General features: G+C 42.4%; 20 protein-coding genes and 1 other RNA gene. 7 read left to right on the top strand and 14 right to left on the bottom strand.

Going from position 1 to position 24,104, the window contains the following annotated elements:
• Positions 1 to 91: 91 nt before the first annotated feature.
• The 5 genes from ruvB to AC0J5Y_RS03575 all read right to left on the bottom strand — a co-directional run bounded on the left by ruvB (position 92) and on the right by AC0J5Y_RS03575 (position 5,333).
• Positions 92 to 1,072, bottom strand: coding sequence for a Holliday junction branch migration DNA helicase RuvB (ruvB, locus tag AC0J5Y_RS03595; protein WP_041772439.1), 981 nt, complete (start codon positions 1,070 to 1,072; stop codon positions 92 to 94).
• A gap of 186 nt (positions 1,073 to 1,258) precedes the next feature.
• Positions 1,259 to 1,882, bottom strand: a complete 624-nt coding sequence (gene ruvA, locus AC0J5Y_RS03590; protein ID WP_475131556.1) for a Holliday junction branch migration protein RuvA — start codon at positions 1,880 to 1,882, stop codon at positions 1,259 to 1,261.
• Between the two features lie 83 nt (positions 1,883 to 1,965).
• Positions 1,966 to 3,000, bottom strand: coding sequence for a class II fructose-bisphosphate aldolase (fba, locus tag AC0J5Y_RS03585; protein WP_020442949.1), 1,035 nt, complete (start codon positions 2,998 to 3,000; stop codon positions 1,966 to 1,968).
• A gap of 483 nt (positions 3,001 to 3,483) precedes the next feature.
• Complete coding sequence (locus AC0J5Y_RS03580) at positions 3,484 to 3,870, bottom strand: hypothetical protein (RefSeq protein ID WP_475131555.1); 387 nt, start codon at positions 3,868 to 3,870, stop codon at positions 3,484 to 3,486.
• Between the two features lie 260 nt (positions 3,871 to 4,130).
• Positions 4,131 to 5,333 (bottom strand): phosphoglycerate kinase, encoded by a 1,203-nt coding sequence (locus tag AC0J5Y_RS03575; RefSeq protein ID WP_475131554.1) that lies wholly within the window; start codon positions 5,331 to 5,333, stop codon positions 4,131 to 4,133.
• Positions 5,334 to 5,655: 322 nt separating this feature from the next.
• Here AC0J5Y_RS03575 and AC0J5Y_RS03570 point away from each other — a divergent pair, with 322 nt between their 5' ends.
• Entirely contained in the window at positions 5,656 to 5,985 is a 330-nt protein-coding gene (locus tag AC0J5Y_RS03570; protein ID WP_475131552.1) for a TraR/DksA family transcriptional regulator, read from the top strand.
• A 27-nt stretch (positions 5,986 to 6,012) separates the two neighbouring features.
• On the opposite strand, the gene AC0J5Y_RS03565 is transcribed toward AC0J5Y_RS03570, so the two are convergent.
• Together AC0J5Y_RS03565 and AC0J5Y_RS03560 are read right to left on the bottom strand one after the other, a co-directional pair.
• On the bottom strand, positions 6,013 to 6,693 hold the full coding sequence (locus tag AC0J5Y_RS03565; protein ID WP_475131551.1) for a thiamine phosphate synthase: 681 nt from the start codon (positions 6,691 to 6,693) through the stop codon (positions 6,013 to 6,015).
• Positions 6,694 to 6,805: 112 nt separating this feature from the next.
• Positions 6,806 to 7,897, bottom strand: a complete 1,092-nt coding sequence (locus AC0J5Y_RS03560) for a serine hydrolase (RefSeq protein WP_475131549.1) — start codon at positions 7,895 to 7,897, stop codon at positions 6,806 to 6,808.
• Positions 7,898 to 8,303: 406 nt separating this feature from the next.
• Between AC0J5Y_RS03560 and AC0J5Y_RS03555 the strand changes: the two genes are divergently transcribed.
• The 3 genes from AC0J5Y_RS03555 to AC0J5Y_RS03545 all read left to right on the top strand — a co-directional run bounded on the left by AC0J5Y_RS03555 (position 8,304) and on the right by AC0J5Y_RS03545 (position 12,616).
• Positions 8,304 to 8,939 carry a response regulator gene (locus tag AC0J5Y_RS03555; RefSeq protein WP_011513027.1) on the top strand — a complete coding sequence of 212 codons (636 nt, stop codon included), beginning with the start codon at positions 8,304 to 8,306 and terminating at the stop codon, positions 8,937 to 8,939.
• Positions 8,940 to 8,981: 42 nt separating this feature from the next.
• A complete protein-coding gene (locus AC0J5Y_RS03550) occupies positions 8,982 to 10,712 on the top strand; it encodes a sensor histidine kinase (RefSeq protein WP_475131548.1) in 1,731 nt (576 codons plus the stop codon).
• Between the two features lie 164 nt (positions 10,713 to 10,876).
• Positions 10,877 to 12,616 carry a sigma 54-interacting transcriptional regulator gene (locus AC0J5Y_RS03545; protein ID WP_475131547.1) on the top strand — a complete coding sequence of 580 codons (1,740 nt, stop codon included), beginning with the start codon at positions 10,877 to 10,879 and terminating at the stop codon, positions 12,614 to 12,616.
• Between the two features lie 28 nt (positions 12,617 to 12,644).
• Here the strand turns inward: AC0J5Y_RS03545 and AC0J5Y_RS03540 are convergent, their stop codons facing one another.
• Together AC0J5Y_RS03540 and gpmI are read right to left on the bottom strand one after the other, a co-directional pair.
• Positions 12,645 to 14,144: a S41 family peptidase gene (locus AC0J5Y_RS03540; protein ID WP_475131546.1), complete on the bottom strand. Its 1,500-nt coding sequence runs from the start codon at positions 14,142 to 14,144 to the stop codon at positions 12,645 to 12,647.
• A gap of 330 nt (positions 14,145 to 14,474) precedes the next feature.
• Positions 14,475 to 16,133: a 2,3-bisphosphoglycerate-independent phosphoglycerate mutase gene (gpmI, locus tag AC0J5Y_RS03535; protein WP_475131545.1), complete on the bottom strand. Its 1,659-nt coding sequence runs from the start codon at positions 16,131 to 16,133 to the stop codon at positions 14,475 to 14,477.
• 237 nt (positions 16,134 to 16,370) lie between these two features.
• Here gpmI and ssrS point away from each other — a divergent pair.
• Positions 16,371 to 16,566, top strand: a non-coding RNA gene (ssrS, locus tag AC0J5Y_RS03530) — 6S RNA.
• Between the two features lie 121 nt (positions 16,567 to 16,687).
• Here the strand turns inward: ssrS and AC0J5Y_RS03525 are convergent.
• On the bottom strand, positions 16,688 to 17,308 hold the full coding sequence (locus AC0J5Y_RS03525) for an FxsA family protein (RefSeq protein ID WP_475131544.1): 621 nt from the start codon (positions 17,306 to 17,308) through the stop codon (positions 16,688 to 16,690).
• Positions 17,309 to 17,461: 153 nt separating this feature from the next.
• Between AC0J5Y_RS03525 and ruvC the strand changes: the two genes are divergently transcribed.
• Complete coding sequence (gene ruvC, locus AC0J5Y_RS03520; RefSeq protein WP_475131543.1) at positions 17,462 to 18,046, top strand: crossover junction endodeoxyribonuclease RuvC; 585 nt, start codon at positions 17,462 to 17,464, stop codon at positions 18,044 to 18,046.
• Between the two features lie 91 nt (positions 18,047 to 18,137).
• On the opposite strand, the gene AC0J5Y_RS03515 is transcribed toward ruvC, so the two are convergent.
• The 4 genes from AC0J5Y_RS03515 to AC0J5Y_RS03500 form a co-directional block, all read right to left on the bottom strand.
• A complete protein-coding gene (locus tag AC0J5Y_RS03515) occupies positions 18,138 to 19,034 on the bottom strand; it encodes an META domain-containing protein (RefSeq protein WP_475131542.1) in 897 nt (298 codons plus the stop codon).
• 340 nt (positions 19,035 to 19,374) lie between these two features.
• Entirely contained in the window at positions 19,375 to 20,037 is a 663-nt protein-coding gene (locus tag AC0J5Y_RS03510) for a glutathione S-transferase family protein (protein ID WP_475131541.1), read from the bottom strand.
• 288 nt (positions 20,038 to 20,325) lie between these two features.
• Positions 20,326 to 20,964: a peroxiredoxin gene (locus AC0J5Y_RS03505; protein ID WP_475131539.1), complete on the bottom strand. Its 639-nt coding sequence runs from the start codon at positions 20,962 to 20,964 to the stop codon at positions 20,326 to 20,328.
• Between the two features lie 503 nt (positions 20,965 to 21,467).
• The gene (locus AC0J5Y_RS03500) at positions 21,468 to 23,207 is read right to left on the bottom strand and encodes a glutamine--tRNA ligase/YqeY domain fusion protein (protein WP_475131538.1); all 1,740 of its coding nucleotides are present in this window, start codon (positions 23,205 to 23,207) and stop codon (positions 21,468 to 21,470) included.
• Between the two features lie 371 nt (positions 23,208 to 23,578).
• Between AC0J5Y_RS03500 and AC0J5Y_RS03495 the strand changes: the two genes are divergently transcribed.
• The gene (locus tag AC0J5Y_RS03495; protein ID WP_475131537.1) at positions 23,579 to 24,094 is read left to right on the top strand and encodes a peptidylprolyl isomerase; all 516 of its coding nucleotides are present in this window, start codon (positions 23,579 to 23,581) and stop codon (positions 24,092 to 24,094) included.
• Positions 24,095 to 24,104 lie beyond the last annotated feature (10 nt).

Below are 24,104 nucleotides of genomic sequence, written 5' to 3'. Positions count from 1 at the left end.
TGTATAATTTATATAAAAATCGTAAAAAAGTGCTTACCTTATATCAATAAAGTAAGCACTTGTTAATTGCAGAGTAGTTATAAGGCTAACTTTATAGCATCTGATCAATCGCCATCTGCGTTAATACTCGACCACGTGCAGTCCGAAGTACATAGCCTTGTTGGATAAGGTATGGCTCAATCACATCCTCTAACGTACCACGGTCTTCAGCCATCGCTGCTGCCACCGCTTCAACGCCCGCAGGGCCACCATCAAAACGCTCGTGCAATATCTCAATATAACGTCTATCCAAATGATCGAGACCACGTCTATCAACTGCAAGCATATCGAGTGCACTACCAGCAATCGCCCCATTGATACTGCCATCACCTCTGACCTGAGCATAATCTCGTACACGTCGTAATAGACGGTTGGCAATCCTTGGCGTACCCCGTGCACGGCGCGCAATCTCCACCGCACCATCCTCACTCATTGGCACGCGCATCAACCGCGCGGCGCGACTGACAATGGTTGTTAAATCAGCAATATTATAAAACTCTAGTCGCTGTACGATACCAAAGCGATCTCTCAGTGGTGACGTTAATAATCCGGCTCGAGTGGTTGCCGCAACTAACGTAAATGGCGGCAAATCAAGCTTAATAGAGCGTGCTGCTGGTCCTTCACCAATCATAATATCCAGCTGAAAATCCTCCATCGCTGGATAAAGAATTTCTTCAATTACCGGACTTAAGCGGTGAATCTCATCAATAAATAGGACGTCACCAGCTTCCAAATTGGTCAGCATCGCTGCCAAATCGCCAGCGCGCTCAAGGACAGGGCCTGAAGTAGAGCGTAGATTGCCACCCATCTCGCGAGCAATAATATTGGCAAGGGTCGTTTTTCCTAAGCCTGGTGGTCCAAAGATGAGCGTATGATCCAACGCTTCATCACGCGCCCGTGCCGCTTGAATAAAGACTTCCATCTGCTCGCGTACGACGGGCTGACCGATATATTCCGCCAATAATGCTGGTCGAATATTGGCATCAGGGGCATCTGACGCCCCTTCTAGCGGATTAATCAAACGATCTTGCATCATAGTTTTTGCCATTATGCTTAAAGCATTATTTTTAAAAGATTAGGTAATAAATAGCATAACCAAACGCTGCTCATAAGTCATGCGAAACATTCTAAAGCAGGTGCTAAAACGAAAATAAGCGACATCTAATGTCGCTTATTTTTAATCGCTTTTTTAAATCACTGTTTTATTATAAAAACGTCGCTACTTAAAACTTTGAAACTGCTGCAGGGTCGCTTTTAACAAGCTCTGCGTATCTGCAAATGTCTCGCCATTACTTTTTGCTGCCTTAATGGCTTGCTGAGCTTCTTTTTCTTTGTAACCCAAGCTCATCAATGCGCCTTCAACTTCAGCAATGATACTTCCTTCAGCAGATATTGGTACCGGCTGCATAGCAAATTCTAAATTGCTGCTGTCGACTTCGATATTTTTCAACTTATCTTTTAGCTCAATCAATAAGCGCTGCGCTGTCTTTTTGCCGATACCTGGGATACGTGTCAATGCCGCTTCTGAATCTTGCTCGACATGCATTTTTAGCTCAGCAGCTGACATTGCAGATAGCATTGCCAATGCCATTTTTGCCCCAACACCGTTGATTTTAATCAGCTGGCGAAAGACATCACGCTCTTTACGGTCGATAAAACCATAGAGCAGCTGCGCATCTTCGCGCACATGAAAATGCGTCCAAATGCTTGCCTGCTCGTTAAGACGCAGTTGGCAAAATGACGGCAATGGCAGCTCAATATCATAGCCAACACCAGAGGTGGTCATGATACAGGCAGTCGGTGCCATTAAGTATTGCACCTGTCCATTAATCAATCCAATCATAATCCACGATCTCTTATATAGACTATTATAAAAATGAGCTAAACCATCACCTAACTATCAATCTCTTTTACCATGTCAGCTGACTAGTAAAAATTAACCATACCTTCAAGACTGATTGGACGAATCTTATGCGCTTGACCAGCTGAACCAAAGGCTTCAAAACGATTGGTACAGATATCTGACATCGCAACCATAGAGGCTTTAAAGTATTTACGTGGATCAAATTCGCTAGGGTTTTCTGCAAGGAATTTACGGATAGCGCCAGTTGATGCCAAACGTAAATCAGTATCGATATTTACTTTACGCACACCATGCTTTATGGCTTCAACGATTTGCTCAACCGGTACACCATAAGTCTCACCAATGTTGCCGCCGTTTTCATTGATGACTTTTAGCCATTCTTGTGGCACTGATGATGAACCATGCATGACTAAGTGAGTGTTAGGAATACGGGCATGAATCTCTTTTACTCGCTCAATCGATAAGATATCGCCTGTCGGTGGACGCGTAAACTTATAAGCACCATGACTGGTACCGATAGCAATCGCTAACGCATCGACATTGGTGTCTTTTACGAACTGCTCTGCTTCATCTGCACTGGTCAATAGCTGCTCGTGATCCAATACGCCCTCTGCTCCAGAGCCATCTTCCTCGCCTGCCATGCCAGTTTCAAGACTACCTAAGCAACCAATCTCGCCTTCGACTGAAACACCGCAAGCATGAGCCATTTTGACCACTTCGCGAGTCACGCTGGCGTTATAGTCATAATCCATCGGCGTTTTACCATCTGTACCAAGCGAGCCGTCCATCATCACTGATGAGAAGCCAAGCTGAATTGAGCGTTGGCAAATAGCAGGTGACATACCGTGATCTTGATGCATAACGACTGGAATATGTGGCCATTCTTCAATAGCAGCAATAATCAGATGACGCAAAAACGCTGAGCCTGCATAACTACGGGCGCCAGCACTGGCTTGTACAATCACAGGAGAGTCACAGGCGTCAGCCGCCATCATAATGGCGCGCATCTGCTCTAAATTATTAACATTGTAAGCAGGAACACCATAGCCGTGTTCAGCAGCATGATCCAAAAGTTGACGTAACGATATTAAGGCCATAAAACGCTCTCTGGTTATATTTTAAAAATAGTATTTTGAAGATGATATTAAAACATCATTTTTAACAATAAGACGTTGCCACGTTTGCGCTGCGACCTAGCTTTGCAATGAGTATTCTATTATAAGCCAACAAAAACCACTGCTTTCTGCTCGTCATTATTACGCCGTGATTATAGCAAAAATTACTAGCGCTTCGTAGCGCTTAACTGACTATTTGTTTGTCTGTTTGGTTTTTATACCTTGTTCGCACATTTATTTGCACAGTTAGGCGGTCGATTTCCTCTATAAAAAATTCATGACCTGCTTCTTATGGATCAAATTGATGATTTTTATCCATAAAAAAAGCCTTGGCAATTACCAAAGCTTTTATATATTTTATAGACTTATAAAACAACTTATCAGCTAACAGTCCATCTATCTTATTTTGATTAGTAAACTGAATTTTATGTTGCTTAATTTTAAATTACTTAGCCTTTATACGACTTAGTACTGTTGTTCTGCATCAACAGCGACATCATTTGCGCCATCAGCAACTGCGTTAGCACCATCAGCAACGGCTGATGCAGTACCTTCAACGACTTTGCTTGTGCCTTCAGCAATAGCATCGCCAGTTTCTTCTAGTGCATTAGTGGCAGCAGCACCAGCAACTTCAGCATTTTCTGCAGCTTCAGCGCCAGCTTCTTGGGCAGCTACTTCAGCTTCAGCAGCAGCGGCTTCTGTATTCGCAGCAGCATCTTCTGCGTTAGCAGCCGCATCTTCGCCAGCTGATTCAGCAGCAGCTTCCGTTTTATCTTGTGTTTCTTGGCTACATGCAGTGATTGCAAAAGTACCAGCAAGAACACTAGCAAGTAATAAATGACGTTTTAACATAACAAATCCCTCATAAATAAAGCATGTCAAATACATGGTTTGCGCTATTTTATAGAGTGCAAATTGGACATGCAATAACAATTTTCAGTATAGAAACAAATAATTACCACTCAATAATAATCGATGACAATTCTAACTTATTGCCTTGAAAACAATAAGATATGAATAGTAGCCAAAATATTATCCGTACAGCGTACCTTAGATACTGCGGCTAAGTTGTACGGCTAATGTTACTCATCTGCTGAAGTAACGTTAATAGGTTATGCATTAATTTGTAAAGCAGCAACCGCTGGCAAGATTTTACCTTCCACAAACTCTAAGAACGCACCGCCACCCGTTGACATATAGCTGACACCATCCGCTACTTGATATTTATCAATCGCAGCAAGTGTATCGCCGCCACCTGCAATCGAGAAACCTTGGCTATTTTTGACTGCTTCTGCCACTATCTGAGTACCCTGACCAAACGCATCCACTTCAAAAACGCCGACTGGACCATTCCATAAGATAGTTTTCGCCTTGGTAATTGCCTCTGCCAATTTCATAGCACTATCTGGCGCGATATCCAATATCATGTCATTTTCGCCAATTGTGTCGACAGATTTGATGCTAGCAACTGCCTTTTGAAGCGAGCCTGTGAAATCTGCAAAATCAATCTCATTTTTATCAGCAACGACGACATATTCAGGTAATAAAATCTCAGTTTTACCCATGATTTCCCGAGCTGTATCGAGCAGATCTGCTTCATAAAGTGAGGCGCCAACACTATGACCTTGCGCAGCTAAGAAGGTATTGGCAATCCCGCCACCAACGATAATTTGTGAGCAAAGCTCAGCCAAACTATGCAAAACCTCTAATTTGGTAGAAACTTTTGAGCCACCAACGATAGCAAGCATAGGTTGTGCTGGCGTTTCAAGCGCTAAACTTAAAGCATCAAGCTCCGCTGCCAATAAAGGTCCAGCACAGGCGGTCTTACCAGCTTTATGTATCGCTTGGGTCACGCCTTCCGTTGATGCTTGGGCGCGATGTGCTGTGCCAAAAGCATCCATCACAAATACATCGCACAAATCAGCATATTTTTGGGCAAGCACTGCATCGTTCTTTTTTTCGCCTTCATTAAAACGTACGTTCTCAAGTAATACGACCTCGCCAGCTTTGATGGCGATGCCTTGAGTGAGGTAGTCATTATTAAGCGTAACAGGCGCGGATAGTTTATCGCTTAAATAGTCAGCAACGGGTGCTAACGAATAAATGGCTTCAGGATTGCCTTCTGTCGGGCGTCCTAAATGCGAGCAGACTACCACTGCTGCACCCTTTTCTAACGCCATCTTAATCGTCGGCAAACTTGCTTGCAGGCGTGCATCACTGGCCACTTTACCCGCTTTAATAGGGACATTAAGGTCTTCACGAATCAACACTACTTTATCGGTCAAACTCAGCTCGCTCATACGCAAAAAATTCATTACCTGCTCCTATATATCATCTGTGATCAATCTGTATGACGGTTCGCCAACGGTTTATTGGATATTCTTTAACAAATTTATCTCATCAAATCCTATTACTGGCAGTTTTAAAAGACTGTCTTAACAAGAATTTAAGGCGGTGTATTCTAACAGTTTTATAGTCCCTACTTGTATGTCACCTAAGATAAATTTAGCGATAAGCAAATTTATCTTCTCCACTTAATAACACTCTCATTAACATTTTGTGGTGGTACTGAGCCGTTTAGCTATCTATGATCAATAATGTACTTGTGCCATAACAATAAATCATTAGGAGAAATCAATGAGTATCGACTTTGACGCTGCCAAACAAAGCCTATTACAACTAAAACAAGAATACCAAACTCGGATTGCTGACATTGAGGATCATATCCAAAATCCGCAAGATGATCTCAATGAACACTGGGAAGATCAAGCGATTGCTTATCGTCAGAATGATATGCGCAAGAACTTAATGGTTGAGGCACAGCAAAGCTTAGGTTTTGTAGACCACGCTTTAAGCCGTATCGAAAGTGGCAGTTACGGGGAATGTGAGGTATGCGCTGAGCCTATCGAAGCACAGCGCTTGCAAGCACTAGCTTATGCAAATTTATGTATGCAGCACGCTGAATAAATTCGTACTTATATTTTAAAATAGCATTCATTCAACAGGCACATTCCACTCATTAAGTACTTGCTGCCACTGCTGACACCGCGTTGCGATTTGATGGACGGGTAAATCCATGATATCGCCAACGATTGCTATATAAGCAATAGGTAACCCTGCCAGCTCTGAGATGTTTTCTGCCGTTAAACCGCCTATCACGCATATTTTTATATCTTGCTGGCAGCCTTCTATCAGTTGCTGGCGTAAGATAGTAGCAGCATTGGGCTTGGTCGTTGAAGCAAATACTGCACCCATGGCAGCATAGCTTGCGCCTTCATTTTTCGCAGCTTTGACTAGCGTTATATCGCCATGACAAGTACGACCAATGATTTGATTCGGGGCTAAAGATTGAGTTGCATCACTGAGATCACCATCTTGTTGTCCTAAATGCACGCCGATACCAAGCTTTTCGGCCAAAGCAATATTGTCATTTATCAAAACTTGTACATTGTAATTTTTAGCCAAATTAACGATTTGTAGCGCTTCTTTATAAAGAAGAGACTCACCGTCAGGCAATGCCAATATCTGCTTACGGCGTATTTGTAAAAGAGCAATCAATCCTGTTGCTAAGGCCGCTTCTAACTTTTGATATAAAAGGCTAAAATCATCATCATTAGTCAGCAAATATAGCTTAGGTGTAGCCTGAGAAACCGTAGAGATTGATGGCTGAATCATATAATGCTCCTTAGTATCAACACGTTTTTTACATAATAAAAAGGCTGTTATATCGCATAACAGCCTTTTTATTATAAATGTCTTTTTATACCGGTCATTTAACGCTGTAATCTTATACCGTGCGGCGTGTTGCCAAGCTATTTAAGATATTTTTGGCATCACCCCAGCGCGTTGCTGAGCTGTTCGCGCCTAGTATCACAATGATTGCTGGACGATTATTTACACGTGTTTCCATGACAACACAACGCCCTGCTTCATTGATAAAACCTGTCTTTGAGATGCCGATAGGATAGCTGCTATCACGAACTAAACTGCTGGTATTATTGGCTTTGTAAGTGCGGTTACCACTTGAGAAGTTAGAGACAAAAAAATCATAGCTCTTAGTGGTTGAGAAACGACGAATCACGTCATAGTTACCAGCAGCACGAACCATTTTAACCAAGTCATTTGAGGAAGCAACGTTGCGCTTATCCAGACCAGTTGGGTCACCAAAGAAAGCGGTACTCATGCCAAGCTCTTGTGCTTTGCGATTCATAGCACGCATAAACGCGCTATAGCCACCTGGGTAGTTACGAGCAAGACTTTTCGCTGCTGGATTTTCTGATTTCATTAATGCCATTAACAGCATTTCAGCACGATTGAGACGATCACCTGACTTTAGGTTAGAGCTGGCACGCTTTGGACCAACGAAATCTTCTGGATCAAGTGTTAGCTCTTCACGCATATCGAGACCGGCATCCAACACGACCATAGCCGCCATTACTTTGCTAATACTGGCCATTGGACGCGCGATATCCGCGTCTTTTTGATAAATTGACTCACCGGTTTCTGCATCAATAACCGCGACACTGCGCGAATCGGTGCTGATCGGGATCATATTACTGTTGCCAAAACTACCACGATAAGTGGTGTTGTAGCTATTGGTATTATTATAACTGTTGTTATTACTACCAAAACTGGTGGTATTGGTAATACTGGTTGTACCAGAACCGTTATCTATTTTTTTGATCGTAGAGCTGCTGCCAGACTTAGACATGATACTGCGCGCTTCAGACAAGCTATCGGCACCGCCCCAGCTCAGGCGAGCACTAGACTCAGAGCTGGCGCTACCATTAATTGTAAGTGCGGCTTGTGCGACACTGCCCAAACTCAATGAAATCATAGCAGCGATTAATTGCTGTTTGGTTAATGGTAGTTGCTTCATTCTGCCTCCTGCTTACGTGCTGTCATCAGTAACATACTGACTGACGCCAACTACGTACGTAGCGTTTATAGGTGTGTTTGTAGATACTCACATAGAGTCTTTGTATTTTTAGTGTATCATGGTTTGCATTTAAGTTTAATGTGCTAAATCAATTAGATGGCATTTCAGTACCACATTCAAATTTTACTACACTTACTTGATGTTACAGCAATATTAGTTAACATTAGCGCAATATAGCATTACATTAACGCTGGTAGACACCTTATTGCGTCTCTACTGTCCACATATAGCAACTAATATTGTGTTTTTTATGCGTAAATGAGTGTTATTGGTCAAATAGATTGATTAAGATGACTTAAATTTAGCAGTGCATCCTTTATTCTGATAGATAGAAAAGAGTATAACAATGATTCGAGTATTAGTAGTAGATGATCATGATTTGGTGCGGATGGGTATTAGCCGTATGCTGGCAGATAGTGCAGATATCGAAGTCGTCGGTGAAGCAGACAGCGGTGATATGGCGATAAAGATGGCAAAACAGCTGCGTCCTGATGTGATATTACTGGATGTCAATATGCCCAATATCGGGGGTTTGGAAGCAACCAAACGCTTGATTCAGCTGGATATGGGTATCAAAATTTTGGCGGTTAGTAGTATGTCAGCTCAACCTTATCCCTCAATGTTAATTAAAGCAGGCGTCAACGGCTATATTACTAAAGGCACTCCACTTGATGAGATGATACGAGCGGTCAAAAAAATCTATCAAGGTGGACGCTATTTTAGTCAAGACGTCGCTGAACAGTTAGCTGACGTATTATTGTCTGATAATGCCAACTCACCTTTTGACTTGCTCAGTGATCGCGAGAAGCAGGTTGCTATGATGGTGGTCAACTGTCAAAGTCCCCAACAAATTGCAGACCAGTTGTTTGTCAGTGTCAAAACCATCAATACTTATCGTTACCGCATTTATGAAAAGGTAAATGTTGATAGTGATGTGAAATTGACGCATTTAGCGATTCGTCATGGTCTTATTCAACCCTAATTATCAAGTCCTTTTCTCATTAAGAACATTAGTTGTTAATCCATGAATCCTGCCAAATCTGCCTCCAAGCTTATCGCTGTTATTACTGACTATCTAGAGCAAGATGACATTTTGCCTGTCCCGCAGTTACGCAAACTGGGGATGATTTATAGCAGTTATCGCTTTATCGTCAGCTTATTTTTTATGCTGATGGTATATATTACGGTTCGCACGGATGGCAGCCCATTATTGCCAAGTTTTTTGCAGCAAACCGTGCTCAGTTTTTACGTTTTACTAAGTTTAATCTTGCTGGGATTGTTTTATACCGTTGGTAAGCATATGCGCCGACAGCTGGCTTTTGGGTTGGCGCTAGATGTTATTATCCTAAGTCTACTGCTCTATACCGCCGGCGCACCTGATTTGCAGCTGACCATGCTATATATGGTGGTGGTAGCAGCAAGCTTTATGTTATTACATGGCTCACAAGCATTAATTATTACTTTGCTTGCCATTATTTTTGTGATTTATCAGCAGTTTTTTTATGCCATTGCCAATAGCATGAGTTTGGCAAATTTAGGCAGTGCCCTACTCATGTCAGCCAGCTTTTTGGCAGTAGGCGGTCTAAGCTGGTCCATATCGCAGCGCTTGGTACAGCTTGAAAAAGTAGCGGTTCGCCATGCCAAAGAAGTCGAGCGTTTAAATAGTATCAATCAAGAAGTTATCTCTCAAATGGTCAATGGTGTCATTGTCATTGATGACAAACAAGTGGTCTTAGCCAACCTTGCGGCTTATCAGCTACTTAGCATTCCAAGCCATCATGACAATAAGTCAAAACCAGTAGCCGCTTTTGAGCAGCAACTTGGTCAACAACATCTGCAATTGTTTAATGCCTGCTTATCGGTAGCTGCAGGACTAACGCGTACTTTTATTTATGAGCTGCCTGCTGTTGCCAACTCTTCTATCATTGGCAAGCTGCGTGTCGATATTATTCCGTTAAAAGACGACAGTAAACTCATTATATTAGAGGATTTACGCCGTGAACAAGCCAGTGCGCAACAATTGAAACTCGCCTCACTTGGACAGTTGACCGCCAGTATCGCTCATGAAATCAGAAACCCTTTGGCAGCTATTTCGCAAGCTAGCCAGTTACTAATAGAAGATGTTATAGAAGGCGAGATGGAGAATGACAATACCCTAAATCCTTTCGCTAATAATAATATAAATAGCCACATGACTGGCAACCATGAGCTTTACAAAATGATATTTTCGCAAACAAAACGCGTTAATCGCATTATCGAAGACGTATTAAAACTGTCGCGCCAGCAAACCGCCAATCAACAAACCATTATCCTTGCTGATTGGATGCCTGTATTTTTAGACAATTATTTTAAAGGACATGACGTCTTTTTACATGTTCTTACCCAGCCTACCATCTCTTTTGATATTCATCAGTTAGAGCAGGTACTCATCAATTTAATCAATAATGGTTTACGCTATAGTAGTTACGCCCACCCTCATGCCTTTGTGGAAATCGAAATTTATTGTGCTGATAACGATGTTATAATCGATGTTTTGGATGGCGGTACTGGTGTTAATGCAGATAATTTAAGCGCTTTATTTAATCCGTTTTTTACCACTGAACAATCAGGCACAGGGCTTGGGCTATATTTATCACAAGCTTTTTGTGAAGCCAATCAGGCACGCTTACTGTATGTACCTGAGCATCAAAAAACTTGCTTTAGGCTAATTTTTCCTGCTGTTCACAATGACATCGTTAGTCCAACTTTTATCTAAAGAAAAAAATTGCTTCTCAGAAAACATTGAAAGAAAATGTAAAACCAAAGGCTTTATATTGTTCATTAAAAAATACCTGTAACCAATGCAGTTATTAAGACTAATAAACCCTTAGAGCGTTATTTTATATACTTTTGCAGCACTTGAAAACAATGAGATGATGTATGACAACCACCGCGCTAGTCGTTGATGACGAAGTAGATTTATGCCGTTTGATGCAAATCACCCTGACCAAAATGGGTATCAAAAGTGATGTTGCCTATACATTGTCGCAAGCGAAATTGTACTGGCAAGACAATGACTATGATTTTTGTCTAACCGATTTAAAACTCCCTGATGGTTCGGGATTAGAGTTGGTTAAACATATCAGTGCCAGCTCCAATAAGCCCATTGCAGTGATTACAGCGCATGGTAGTATGGATTTAGCGATTGAAGCACTAAAACTTGGGGCTTTTGATTTTGTCAATAAACCGCTTGAGCTACCACGCTTACGGCAATTGGTTGAAAACGCGCTAAAGGTAATACAACAAGATTTGACTGCCAAGTCCATGCCGCAGCGTTCACCTGAACAGCAGATGCTTGATGAGCGCCTGATTGGTGATTCGGCGGTAATGCATCCTTTAAAAAACACGATTTTAAAATTGGCGCGCTCACAAGCGCCGGTATTTTTGTCAGGGGCGTCAGGTACAGGTAAAGAAGTCGTTGCGCGGCTCATTCATGACTTAAGCCCGCGGCGTGACGGAAGTTTTGTGCCGGTAAATTGCGGGGCAATACCTTCAGAGCTGATGGAATCAGAGTTTTTTGGTCATAAAAAAGGCAGCTTTACAGGTGCCGTTGCGGACAAGCAAGGGCTGTTTCAGCAAGCCAATAACGGTACTTTATTTCTAGATGAAGTGGCAGACCTGCCTTTGGCGATGCAAGTGAAGTTGCTACGGGCTATTCAGGAAAAAACCGTACGTGCGATTGGTGATACCAAAGAAGTGCCTGTCGATATTCGTATCTTGTCAGCCACGCATAAAGATTTAAACCAGCTGGTACAAGTAGGGTTGTTCCGTCAGGATTTATATTACCGCATCAACGTGATTGAGCTTAAGTTACCAACATTGAATGCACGGCGCGATGACATACCGGTATTAGCCACGCATTTTTTAGCGCTGATTGCTGAAGAGTGGCAGTTGGAGTCGAAGCCTTTATTAACTGCAGAGGCTTGCCTGCGTTTACAGCAGCATGATTTTGCGGGTAACGTTCGTGAGCTGCGTAATGTACTTGAACGTGCCGTTACTTTGGCTGAAACCTCAACTATTGATACAAGCCATCTCGGCTTATCTAACTTAGATGTCCATCAACAGGCTCATATACCTCAAAACATCGATGAAAATAATGCATCTGATTCAATAGAAAATATAGATAAAAACGATAGAGAATCATCATCTATCAAAAGTGTCTCAACGCAGCAAGCAAAGGCTAATCTGCACCCTTATCGTACGATGACTCATCACTATGCTGCAGTGAAGCAACCTTCGATAGCCGGTACGATATCTGACTCATCGGCATCCGCAATAGGAATAGAGCAGCAATCAGTGGCAGCAATGGCGGAACGCGCTGAATCAGTAAACAAGCATTCAAATAGTGATAAGACTGATTCTTTAGCCAGTCCCGACAGTAGTATTGATGGTAGTATTGATACATTAAACAGTATCACGATAAAAAGCAGCGTCAGTGGTCAGCTACCAGTACAAGGATTAGAGCAGTATCTTCAAGAGCAAGAAAGACAACTTATCATCACTGCACTTAAGCAAACTGGCTGGAATAAAACCCAAGCCGCTGAACTATTAGGAACCACTTTTCGATCCTTACGCTACCGCATGACCAAACTTGAGATTGCAGAAGATCAGGTTGAATAAGGGGCTTTGATATAGAATTTCGACTAAATTATAGCTTTTCCTTAGATGTTGGCTTTTCAATAACATTCTTTATAGCTGTAGTATTTTTAATGATACTATTTTTAGGATCTGGCTTTTTCTCAGAACGGACAAATCGAATACCTGAAGTAAGCGCTTTCTTTCGTAATAAATCAAGCGCTTGCTGCTCCCACGTGCTTTCACTTCCCGATAAAGCGATATCAGGCTCTACCCCAATATTATCTATCTTTTTACCTGAAGCGGTCATATAGTTGGCAACCGTGAGCTTGACCGCTTGCTCATCGTTAAGCGGTATCACCGATTGTACAGAGCCTTTGCCGTAACTGACCTCACCTAAGACAGTGCCACGCTTTTGCGCTTGCAAGCTACTGGTCAACACTTCTGCCGCTGACGCCGAGTAGCGATTTTGCAACACCACCACCGGTAACGCCTCAAGCAACGCTGCACCTCTAGTCGACAATGTACGCGAATCTGCTTGGCGACTCTTTATCTGTACCACATCCGTATCTGTCATAAATAGACTAGCAACACTCACAGCGGATGCCAATACCCCGCCTGGATTGTCCCGTAAATCTAGTAGTATTCCTGTCACAGGCTTATCTAAATCGATCAAACTTTGCAGCAATTTTTCACGGCTGTTGTTTTGAAATGCTGGCAACCTAACGATGGCCATACCATCTACAAAACGAGTTTCAATAATTTGAGGATGGCTATTATTACGTTGTAATGTGGTGACATGTTTACGGCGTCCTGCCTTGGACGTCACCACATCTACTTGCGTACCAGCAATACCTGTCAAAAGCTGCTCGATATCGTTACTTTCTTCATCTTCGCCAAGCTTAAACTCATCGACTTGGTGTAAATAATCACCAACTGCGATGCCCTTTTTATCGGCAGGTGAATCATCCAGTACCTCAGTGATGACCCAATAGCCCAAGGCTGATTGATACTCAACTTTGATACCAATATCGCCGACATCGCCTTCCGTAAAAGCACGCAGATTCTCATAGGCTTCGGCGTCCAAAAATTCCGCATGGCTATCAAGCTTGGTCAACATGCCGCTCATGGCATTATTAAACAGTTCTTCATCATTAACCGTATCGACATATTCACGACGCACCAAATCAATCAAAGAAACAAAGGATTTCAATGTTTCAGGAGAAATAGCATTTAATGACACTTGAGCCACTTCAGCAGGAATATCGGTATTAATAATAGGCAATTCATTATCCCGCATACTTTCATCCGCCACACTATCAATTAAATCGTCAGCTTGATCAGCAGATTCAAGCATATCAGCTATATCTGATAGATCATCTGCGCCGTTATCTAATGGTACATTATCAGCATTTAAACTGATGAGTTGTAAGCTTGCCGTACGACTCGCGTTGCGCCCTACAGCAGTATCTTTGACAGCCGCTTGCGCTGGTATAGCAATCATACTTAAGCCCAGAAAACCCACGATAAGCGTGGGCTTCAAGACGTTAGTGTAGCTAGATATCGTACTCATTGACTGCTCGAGTCTTTTGGAGGTCAATGGAAATGTACGACTGATAGGATTGTTAAAATGCATAAAAATCACCTGAAAATTTGTCCAAAGTTAAGCCATCATTATTATAGGATTGTTATATGGTTATTATTGAATAATAGCCCATAAGATAGCATCAACCACCCTCATAAGAATAGGGGAGTATTGCAAGTAACTTAGGTGAAATGTTTAGACAAAATGTAGCAACAAAAAAGGGAGAGCCGATCAATAGCTCTCCCTTTTAATATTAATTTACTTTGAAAGTAATGTAACGCCACAAGTATAAATTTCTAGCGCCTTACTATAATTGGATTATTGAGCGGTAACCAATAGATTTTTGCCTGTCATCTCTTTCGGCGCTCCGATATCCATTAAGGCCAGAATAGTAGGTGCAACATCACTAAGCTTACCGCCGCTACGGACTTGTACTTTTTTCTCACCGACATAAATCAGGGGCACGTGCTCAGTAGTATGCTGAGTATGTACTTGACCGCTCTCATAGTCTTGCATCTGCTCACAGTTGCCATGATCTGCTGTAATCAGCATATCGCCGCCTGCGGCACGCACTGCTTCTGCCACGCGCCCAACGCAGATATCTAACGCCTCTACCGCTTGCACTGCAGCATCAAAAATACCTGTATGACCGACCATATCACCATTGGCATAATTAACGACTAAGACGTCATATTGACCAGATTCAATCGCTTCTACCAATTTATCAGTCACTTCAGGCGCGCTCATCTCAGGCTGCAAGTCATAAGTAGCAACATCCGGCGATGGCACTAAGATACGTGTCTCGCCTTTATATTCATCTTCACGCCCACCACTAAAGAAGAACGTTACATGAGCGTATTTTTCAGTTTCAGCAATACGCAGCTGGGTTTTGCCCTTATCTTGCAAATACTCGCCAAGAGTATTGGTCAATGAAGTTGGATAATAAGCGATGCTGGTTTTAGGATTATTTGCTAACACATCAGAATACTTGGTCAACATCACAAATGCCGCAAGTTTTGGCTGCTTACTGCGGGCAAATCCTGAAAACTCGTGATCCGGTAATATGAAAGCTTGCGCAAGCTCACGAGCACGATCAGCACGGAAGTTCATAAAGATAAGCGCATCATTGTCATCAACAGTATAAGGCACTTCATCACGCCCAATGACCACGGTTGGGTTAATAAATTCGTCGGTTTCACGTGCTTTGTACGCAGCTTGCACTGCCCCATCAGCACGAGTTGCTAAACGATCCGCTTTACCTTCAGTGATTAGCTCATAAGCTTTTTGCACGCGATCCCAGCGATTGTCACGATCCATCGCATAGTAACGCCCGATAATACTAGCAATCTGTACGCGACCACTCTCATAATGGGCATTAAGCTTTTCGATATGGTCGCGCAGACGGTTGACATATGTATCCGCCGACTTAGGCGGCGTGTCACGTCCATCTAAAAAGCAGTGTACAAAGACATTTTTGGCACCATGTACCAACGCTGAATGACACATCGCTTCGATATGGTCTTGATGAGAATGGACGCCACCATCTGACAGCAAGCCCATAATATGTACATTACCACCAAGCTCGTTGGCTGCTTTTACTGCATTGACCAAAGTTTCATTTTTATAAAAATCACGACTGGCAAGCTCGCTTGAGATGCGGGTTGAATCTTGATACAACACACGCCCAGCGCCCAAATTCATATGCCCAACTTCTGAATTACCGAACTGACCATCTGGCAAACCAACATCTTCTCCTGACGCTGATATCAATCCATGCGGATATTGCTCATAAATCTTGTCTAAATTTGGCATACTAGCCGCAGCGATGGCATTGTCTTTGTCGTCTTCACGATGCCCAAACCCATCTAATATCATTAAAACATGCGGCACTTTTTTATTATTTTCGCCATCTTGCTGCTTGTTTGACTGCGCCTGATTGTCATCGATAGATTCTGATTGTTGCTGGGTATTGGTCATGGATTACCGCTCCTCAAGTGAATGAACGCCTATAATGCTGTATTAGGATGTTTAAAGTTGTCTATATTAGCACACATCTTGAAGTAGCTGAAAATTGAGCCTCTAAGTCAACAATTGATTACTTTATGAATAGATTGGGATGTAATAATAATTTCACGGTAATAATGCTAATTATCAAACTCACGTAGCAATCTGTAAATCGTACTTGCAATCATTCAAGCCATTGGTTAAGATAATTATATTCTGAAGTGTTGGCTAGCAGATGTTTATTCCCTGAGCCGATAATGCTTTACTAGGATGTGGTACCTATTGCTTCATTGTGTATGCCTGCATCGCTTGCGGTGTATCAGGAAACCTGCCGAGGCAGTGACGCATCCGCCCTGAACTTCACGGTTCATGGGTCACCATCTTGCGGCGGCACTTCGGTTGTTATATTCGGTTAGTAGTTTTTTTATTTATAAGCACTATATTTATAAAGAATGAATTACAGCGCCTAAAAAGCCCCTTTTGTCATTGACGAAAGGGGCTTTTTCTATGCTTGTCTATTAATTCAACTATTCGTCATTAGCAGATTTAGTGATTTTTTTCACGTCTTTAGGAATGGTTTTTGCTGTCCCATCAATCGTTGTATGCTGCTTAAACACATCACCAAACGGTTTTTGCTGTTGACCAAACGGGTTCTGATTATTCATGCCACCTGCGCCGCCAAACGGGTTTTGACCACCCATGCCGCCGAATGGGTTTTGTCCGCCGCCCATTTGTCCACCCATCTGCTTGGCCATCATCTCCATCATTTTTTGTTGATTGTTCATGACGTAATTATTGGCAAAGTCTTTGAGCTTTTTCTGCACGGGTGGCAAAATAACCAGTAATGCCAATAAGTCACTAAGCACACCAGGAATAAGTAGCAAAATGCCAGCCGCTGCCATAGCGACACTTTTGATCATGGTTGACTCTTGCGGACGCATCGACGGATTCATCATACCGCCAGCTTTCATTTGCTGAGCCAGTGGATTGAGTGACGCCATGCTCTTACGTATGAGTGAAATACCGATGACGGCGGCGACAATAAACCAAATAAACACCAACCAGCCACTCGTAAATTGAGCAAGCAAATACCACAGCAGCATCTCGATAATAAACCATACGATGGCAATACCAACTATCTGACCCATAAAGTGTCGTCCTATAAAATAAAAACCAATAAATTGAGCGCCATGCAAATTAAAATGGCTAACATATGATGTATATGGGGATTGATTGCTATACTATCAAACTTACGGCTAATTTTTAAGCCATAAAACAAAATGTAAGTAAGATGGAACACTATGGCAATTATTATTGGGATTGATCCAGGCTCACGCATGACTGGCTATGGCATCCTTCAACAAACGGGCGATAAGCTCACCTATATTGATTCAGGCACCATACGGACCGATACCAAAGAGATGCCAGAACGCCTAAAGCGTATTTTCAATGGCTTAACGCGTATTACCCAGCACCATCTAAAATATGCCGACGAGCCTATTTATACGGCAATTGAACAAGTATTTATGGCAGAAAACCCTGATTCAGCGCTTAAGCTTGGGCAAGCACGCGGTGCGGCCATTGCGGCGATGGTCGCCTTGGACTTGGAAGTATCAGAATATACGGCACGTCAAATCAAACAAGCGGTCTGCGGTTATGGCGCTGCCGCTAAAGAGCAAGTACAAGAAATGGTATGCCGAATACTGGATTTAGACTTTGTACCACAGCAAGATGCGGCAGACGGTCTTGCCTGCGCAATATGTCACGCGCACTCAAGCCATTCAATGAATAAATTGATACTTAATAGCGCCATGCGCGGGCGTGGTGCTTCTAAGAAAAAAGGTCGTTGGCGTTTGACTGAAGAAGATCTTGGTAATTTGCGTTAATTTTAACAGCCATAAAAAACACGCGTCCGTTTGCGCGTGTTTAGGGGAAGTGCCATTCGACTATGATAGAGCCTATGTGACGGACACTATCTTAACGTCTCTCTTCTACTACTGAGCTTTCAATAACAGCATCTAATACATAAGCATACTCTTCACCTTCTGATATCTGGTCGCTGTTTAATTGATAGCGTTGTAAGCGTAGCACTTCATTATGCTCACCATCATGCTCATAGCCATCAATCTCACCATTAAATGCTGACCACTCACCTTCGCTGACTTTAATACCTTGATCATCATAAGTCACAGGCTTAACTTGTAGGCAAGCCTGTGACCGATCATCTGAGCACGGTATCATCTCAGCATTTACTGCCCAGAATACAGTTTCACCTTTGCTATGATACTTGGCCTGCGCCGTGATACTACCTTCCCAAGTCAATGTGACCGCATTGCTGGTTACCTGCTTTAGTATTGGGTTTTCGCCCTCAGTAACACTTAGCTCACTAGTACCTTGCATCAAGGAATCTAAACGATTCTCTGCTTTATTTAGATTCTCGCATAGCATTTTGGTACTCATGCTGTCTTCAGTGGTCAATGTATGACCTTGCATCTCATAACCTGCACTCATCGTGTTACAGCCTACACCATAATTTAGGGTGTTATGACCTTGGTTTTGTTTGAACGACAGCATTACTTGGTTCTTAATATCTACGAGCGTCGTTATGACAGGTCCACCACTTTTATCATCGATATCAAGTAATGTCCAACGATAACGTGCAAGATTTTCAATCATTTGTTCTTCAGCACTCATCTCGCTTGCCTTAGCTAACGTGGCATTATTATTCACTATGTCAGCATCTGCAGTGCTAACATTGGTATCAGCTGACTCGTTATTCGCATCCGTTGGATCAGAAGCATCTTGACAGGCACTTAATGCCAGACTGATCGCTAGCATACTTGGCAATAGGGCGGATTTAAAAGACAGTGTCATGAAGATCATACCTTGCAGTTATACTTTCTAATTCAGCTTTTTAGCCCATTTAATTGACAAAATCCGACTGTCACAATTATAAGATGCATAATCAGTCAAAGTATTCAAAGGGCTTTTAAAAAGATGCTTATAAAAGGGTAATAATCTGACCACTATAACGCTCATAAGTGATATGGGTGTAACGATGTGTTTAATTTTATAGATTCATAGTAAATTTCACATATATGCTTATGCTACTTTTAATGTTCATCATAGCAAAACAGCCCTGCGTCGTTAGGAATTATCCTCGTTACGCAAAGCTGTTGCTGCTTATCATTACATTTTTAAAAAATTTACTACTTTAATCTTCTTTATGAGCAGGTTTGGCTTTTGCCATGTTTTTGATGCTAAAACGCTCGTTCATCATTTGGTAAAAACGGGCAAGATTGTCGCCTTGTTCATTGGGATTGACTTGAAGGACTTTGCCAAAATCTAAACCCAAATACAGCACAATATCAGCAAAGCTCAGCTGGTCACCGACCAGATACTCATGACCCTCCAACAGGGTTTCAAAATATGCTAATGCTTTGACAGCACGTGCGATAGATGGCGCGACAAACTCTGGTACTTGCTCAACACGTTGGGCTTTTGATGGGTGGCTATGCTGAAAGGCGAGCATAAAGTTATATAGCACCTCAAATTCGGCGATACGGCGCATAGAGCATACTTGCGCACGCTGTACCACATCATTACCCATCACCGAGCGCTCACCATAAACACGGTCGAGATATTCGCACACTGCCTGCGAGTCATTGAGTACGGTACCATCATCCAATGTCAAAACGGGTACGGTTTGCATGGGATTTATTTTGGTAAAGGCATCTGACATTTGCTCGTTGGCAGCAAAATCGATATCAATCACATCGAGGTCATCCATATCATCAATATCGATACCTTTTGATGCTAGCAAAATAAGTGCTTTCCGTGGATTAGGTGCTGTACGGGTGACATATAATTTTTTCATAAAAACTCCTTGTAAGGTGGGCTTAAAAGCGACTTAGCGCTGCTATAATTTATTATGATTGTCGTGTCATCAAGTATCAAATGCATTATTAACTCAAGTATTAACGATAACGATTCATCTTTAAATCATGCATACTTGATTTACTAGTTATAGCGTACTCTGTTCATCATAGCAAAGCCTTATTTAACTGATGCTTCTGATGTTAAGCTGAATAGCAGAAAGCCCCACAATTTTGCATTATGGGGCTTTTTAAATCATATCTTCATCAAACTTACATGCTCCAGCTTATTATTTATTAGGTGCAGGAGTGGTACGTAAATACGGCTTAATTTCTGTGTGACCTTTTGGATATTTGGCAGCGATATCTTCGTTTTTAACACTTGGCGGAATGATAACGTCATCACCATCTTTCCAATCTACTGGCGTTGCGATGTTGTATTCATCAGACAATTGCAGTGCGTCAATCACGCGAAGGATCTCGTCAAAGTTACGACCACAGCTAGCAGGATAGGTCAGCGTTAGTCGAATCTTTTTGCTTGGGTCAATAATAAAGACGCTACGTACAGTATGCGTGCTGTCTGCATTTGGATGCATCATGTCATACAGCTCAGCCACTTCTTTATTAGGATCAGCGATGATTGGGAAGTTCATCTCAGTTCCCTGAGTTTCACCGATATCTTTTGCCCACGCATGGTGGTCATCGATACCATCAACAGAGATACAAATTGGCTTCACGCCGCGTTTTTGAAATTCGCCATTTAGCGCAGCAGCACGACCAAGCTCAGTGGTACATACTGGGGTAAAATCGGCTGGATGTGAGAAGAAAACCACCCAGTTATCGCCCGCCCACTCATGGAAATTGATATCACCTTCAGTGGTGGTTGCATCAAAATTTGGTGCGGTATCGCCTAAACGTAAATGTGCCATGCTTGATTCCTTATTTATGATTTATGATTTATGATTGTGACGAGCGCTATTATCGAATGCTATCTACGCGCGCTCTTATTATCAACGACATACTCAGCGGTTAAAATATCTACCAAGCATCTCAACAAAAAACTGACTTTATCTTAACAAACTGGTTATGAATGTCTTGTGACGGATTGTAATGCGGTTATTCCTTTTATTACTAAATATAGTCAGGGAAAAGTAATATCGATACATCAAGTACTGCTGATATTAATTTTTCTTGCTTGCTGTGCCGTTGCTGCCAGAGGCTGCAAAAAATTTATACCAGCAGCACTGTAGCGTTTTTGAGATATTTTAACTATAGACAGTTTTATATCCTCGTTGATTAAGACATGTTTTATACACCTTAAAACATTAAACCACAAAAAAGCCCATCCCTAGCGTACTAGAAATAGGCAAGCTTGCACACTACTATTGTTCAGTATTTTCTTAAAATAAATATAAACTGCGCTAATGATAAATTAAGCGGGCTTATAACTATCACGTAAGCTGACGATTTGGTTAAAGACGGGCTTGTCACTGCTATGATCTTTGCTATCAGAGATAAAGTAACCTTCACGCTCAAACTGGAAGCGCGTGCCAGCATCTGCATTGACCAAGGATGGCTCAACCACAGCATTTAGCTCAGTCAATGAGTTAGGATTCAAGGCTTGATGGACGTCAGCGACGCCACTTGGGTCTTCGACACTAAATAGCTGCTCATACATGCGCACCGTTGCTGGAACGCCTTGGCTAGCCGATACCCAATGAATCACGCCTTTAACCTTACGACCTTCAGGATTGTTGCCCAAAGTCGCCGGATCAATCGTTGCTTTAAGTTCAACAACATTGCCATCGTCATCTAAAATATGCTCACTTACTGCCAATACATAGGTATTACGCAGACGAATCTCATTCTTCTCAGGTGATAAACGCTTATAACCTGCTGGCGGCTCAATTTCATAATCGCCTTGATCAATATAAATGGTTTCAGTAAATGGAATTTCACGTTCACCCATATCGATATTGGGATGATTGGGCTGAGTTAGCCATAAAGTCTGCGAGGCATCGTCAAAACGAGCTTGAACAGTGTCAGCCTTTTGCACCTCCCAACGGCTAACAGCATCGCTGAAGTTGGTAATGGTCACTTTTAATGGTTTAAGCACTGCCATGCCACGTGCAGTCGTCGTCTCTAGTGACTGACGAATACTAAATTCTAATAGGCGAAAGTCCACAACGCTGTCTACTTTGGTCACGCCAACACGCTCACAAAAATCACGTAAGCCTTCTGGGGTATACCCACGGCGACGCATGCCAGCGATCGTGGGCATACGTGGATCATCCCAACCGCTGACGATACTTTCATCAACCAGCTGCTTTAATTTGCGCTTGCTGGTCAATGTATGGTCGACATTTAGACGAGAGAACTCATACTGATGCGGCGGTTGCTCAAAGCCCACTTTTTCTATTGCCCAATCATAAAATGGACGGTGGTCTTCAAACTCTAACGTACATAACGAATGGGTAATGCCTTCGAGCGCATCAGAGAGCGGATGAGCAAAGTCATACATCGGATAAATACACCATTTATCCCCCGTTTGGTGATGAGCTTGATGCATAATGCGGTAGATAACAGGATCACGCATATTCATATTAGGGCTTGCCATGTCAATCTTGGCGCGTAAAACCGCTTTGCCTTCAGCATATTTGCCCTCTTTCATATCATCAAAGAGTTGCAGATTTTCTTCAACACTGGCATCACGATATGGCGACGCTGTGCCTGCTTCATTAAATGAGCCACGATTTTCTTTAATTTGCTCAGGTGACTGTAAATCTACATACGCATCACCTTGCTTGATAAGCTGAATGGCCCAAGCATGAAGTTGGTCGAAATATCCTGAGGCATGGTACGCCTCTCCTGCCCACTCAAAGCCCAACCATTTTACATCATTCTCGATGTTATCAATGAAGTCTTGCTTTTCTGCTGTTGGGTTGGTGTCATCAAAGCGCAGGTTGCAGATACCGCCAAACTCCTCAGCCACCCCAAAGTTTAGGCAGATGGATTTAACATGACCTAAATGCAAGTAACCGTTTGGCTCAGGTGGGAAACGGGTGACAATCTGTTGGTATTTTTGTGCATTAACATCATCACGAATAATATTACGTATAAAGTCGTTTTTTTGTTCGTCTTTTTGTGCATGGTTGCTTGAGTGCTCACTCATCGGGCATTGCTCCTAACGCAAAGGGTCCATTCATGCGACGTGCTATCACGCCTCATGGAAAGTTCAAAGTATGTCGTAAAATAAAATGGTCTGTTAAAATAACAATCAGTCAGAACAATACATCTGGCTAAAAAGAATCTTAACCATAAAAACAGTGGGTTATCACATTAAGCGCTGAAGAGCGTTTAATAAATAGGCTTAAAAAACGGTAAAGTTGCGTTATTCTATCAGCTTTTGCAAAGGCATTAACAGCCTGATACATGACACAGGATAAAAAAGCCGTTAGACTAGCCATAACTTTTTATCCACCAACTTTTTATCCATCACTTAACAGCGTCATTTTAGGCGCTGCAATCAAAGAGGAATATCCTATGGTAGACATGCCACCAGTAGTAGAACTTGACACCAATATGGGTGCGATCGTTATCGAACTCAATGAAGAAAAAGCACCAAAAACCGTTGAAAACTTTTTAAACTATGTAAAATCTGGTCATTATGACGGTACGATTTTCCATCGCATTATTGACGGCTTTATGATTCAAGGCGGTGGAATGGACGCTGACATGAATGAAAAAGCGACCAATGCTCCAGTTGAAAACGAAGCAGACAACGGTCTAAAAAATGACAAAGGCACGATTGCGATGGCGCGTACACAAGATCCGCATTCAGCGACTAGCCAATTTTTTGTCAACGTAAAAGACAACGATTTCTTAAACCATTCTGGCAAAAACATGCAAGGTTGGGGCTACACCGTATTTGGTAAAGTAACCAGCGGTATGGACGTCATTGAAAAGATGCGCGGCGTACCTACTGGTCGTTTCGGCATGCATGCTGATGTACCAAAAGAGCCAGTGGTTATCAATTCAGCCACCATCATCACTCAGTAATCATTCTTCA

Source organism: Psychrobacter sp. TS_SC_6 (assembly GCF_056156305.1).
Note: the sequence above shows the minus strand (reverse complement) of the source record. Positions and strands in the feature narration are given on the sequence as shown.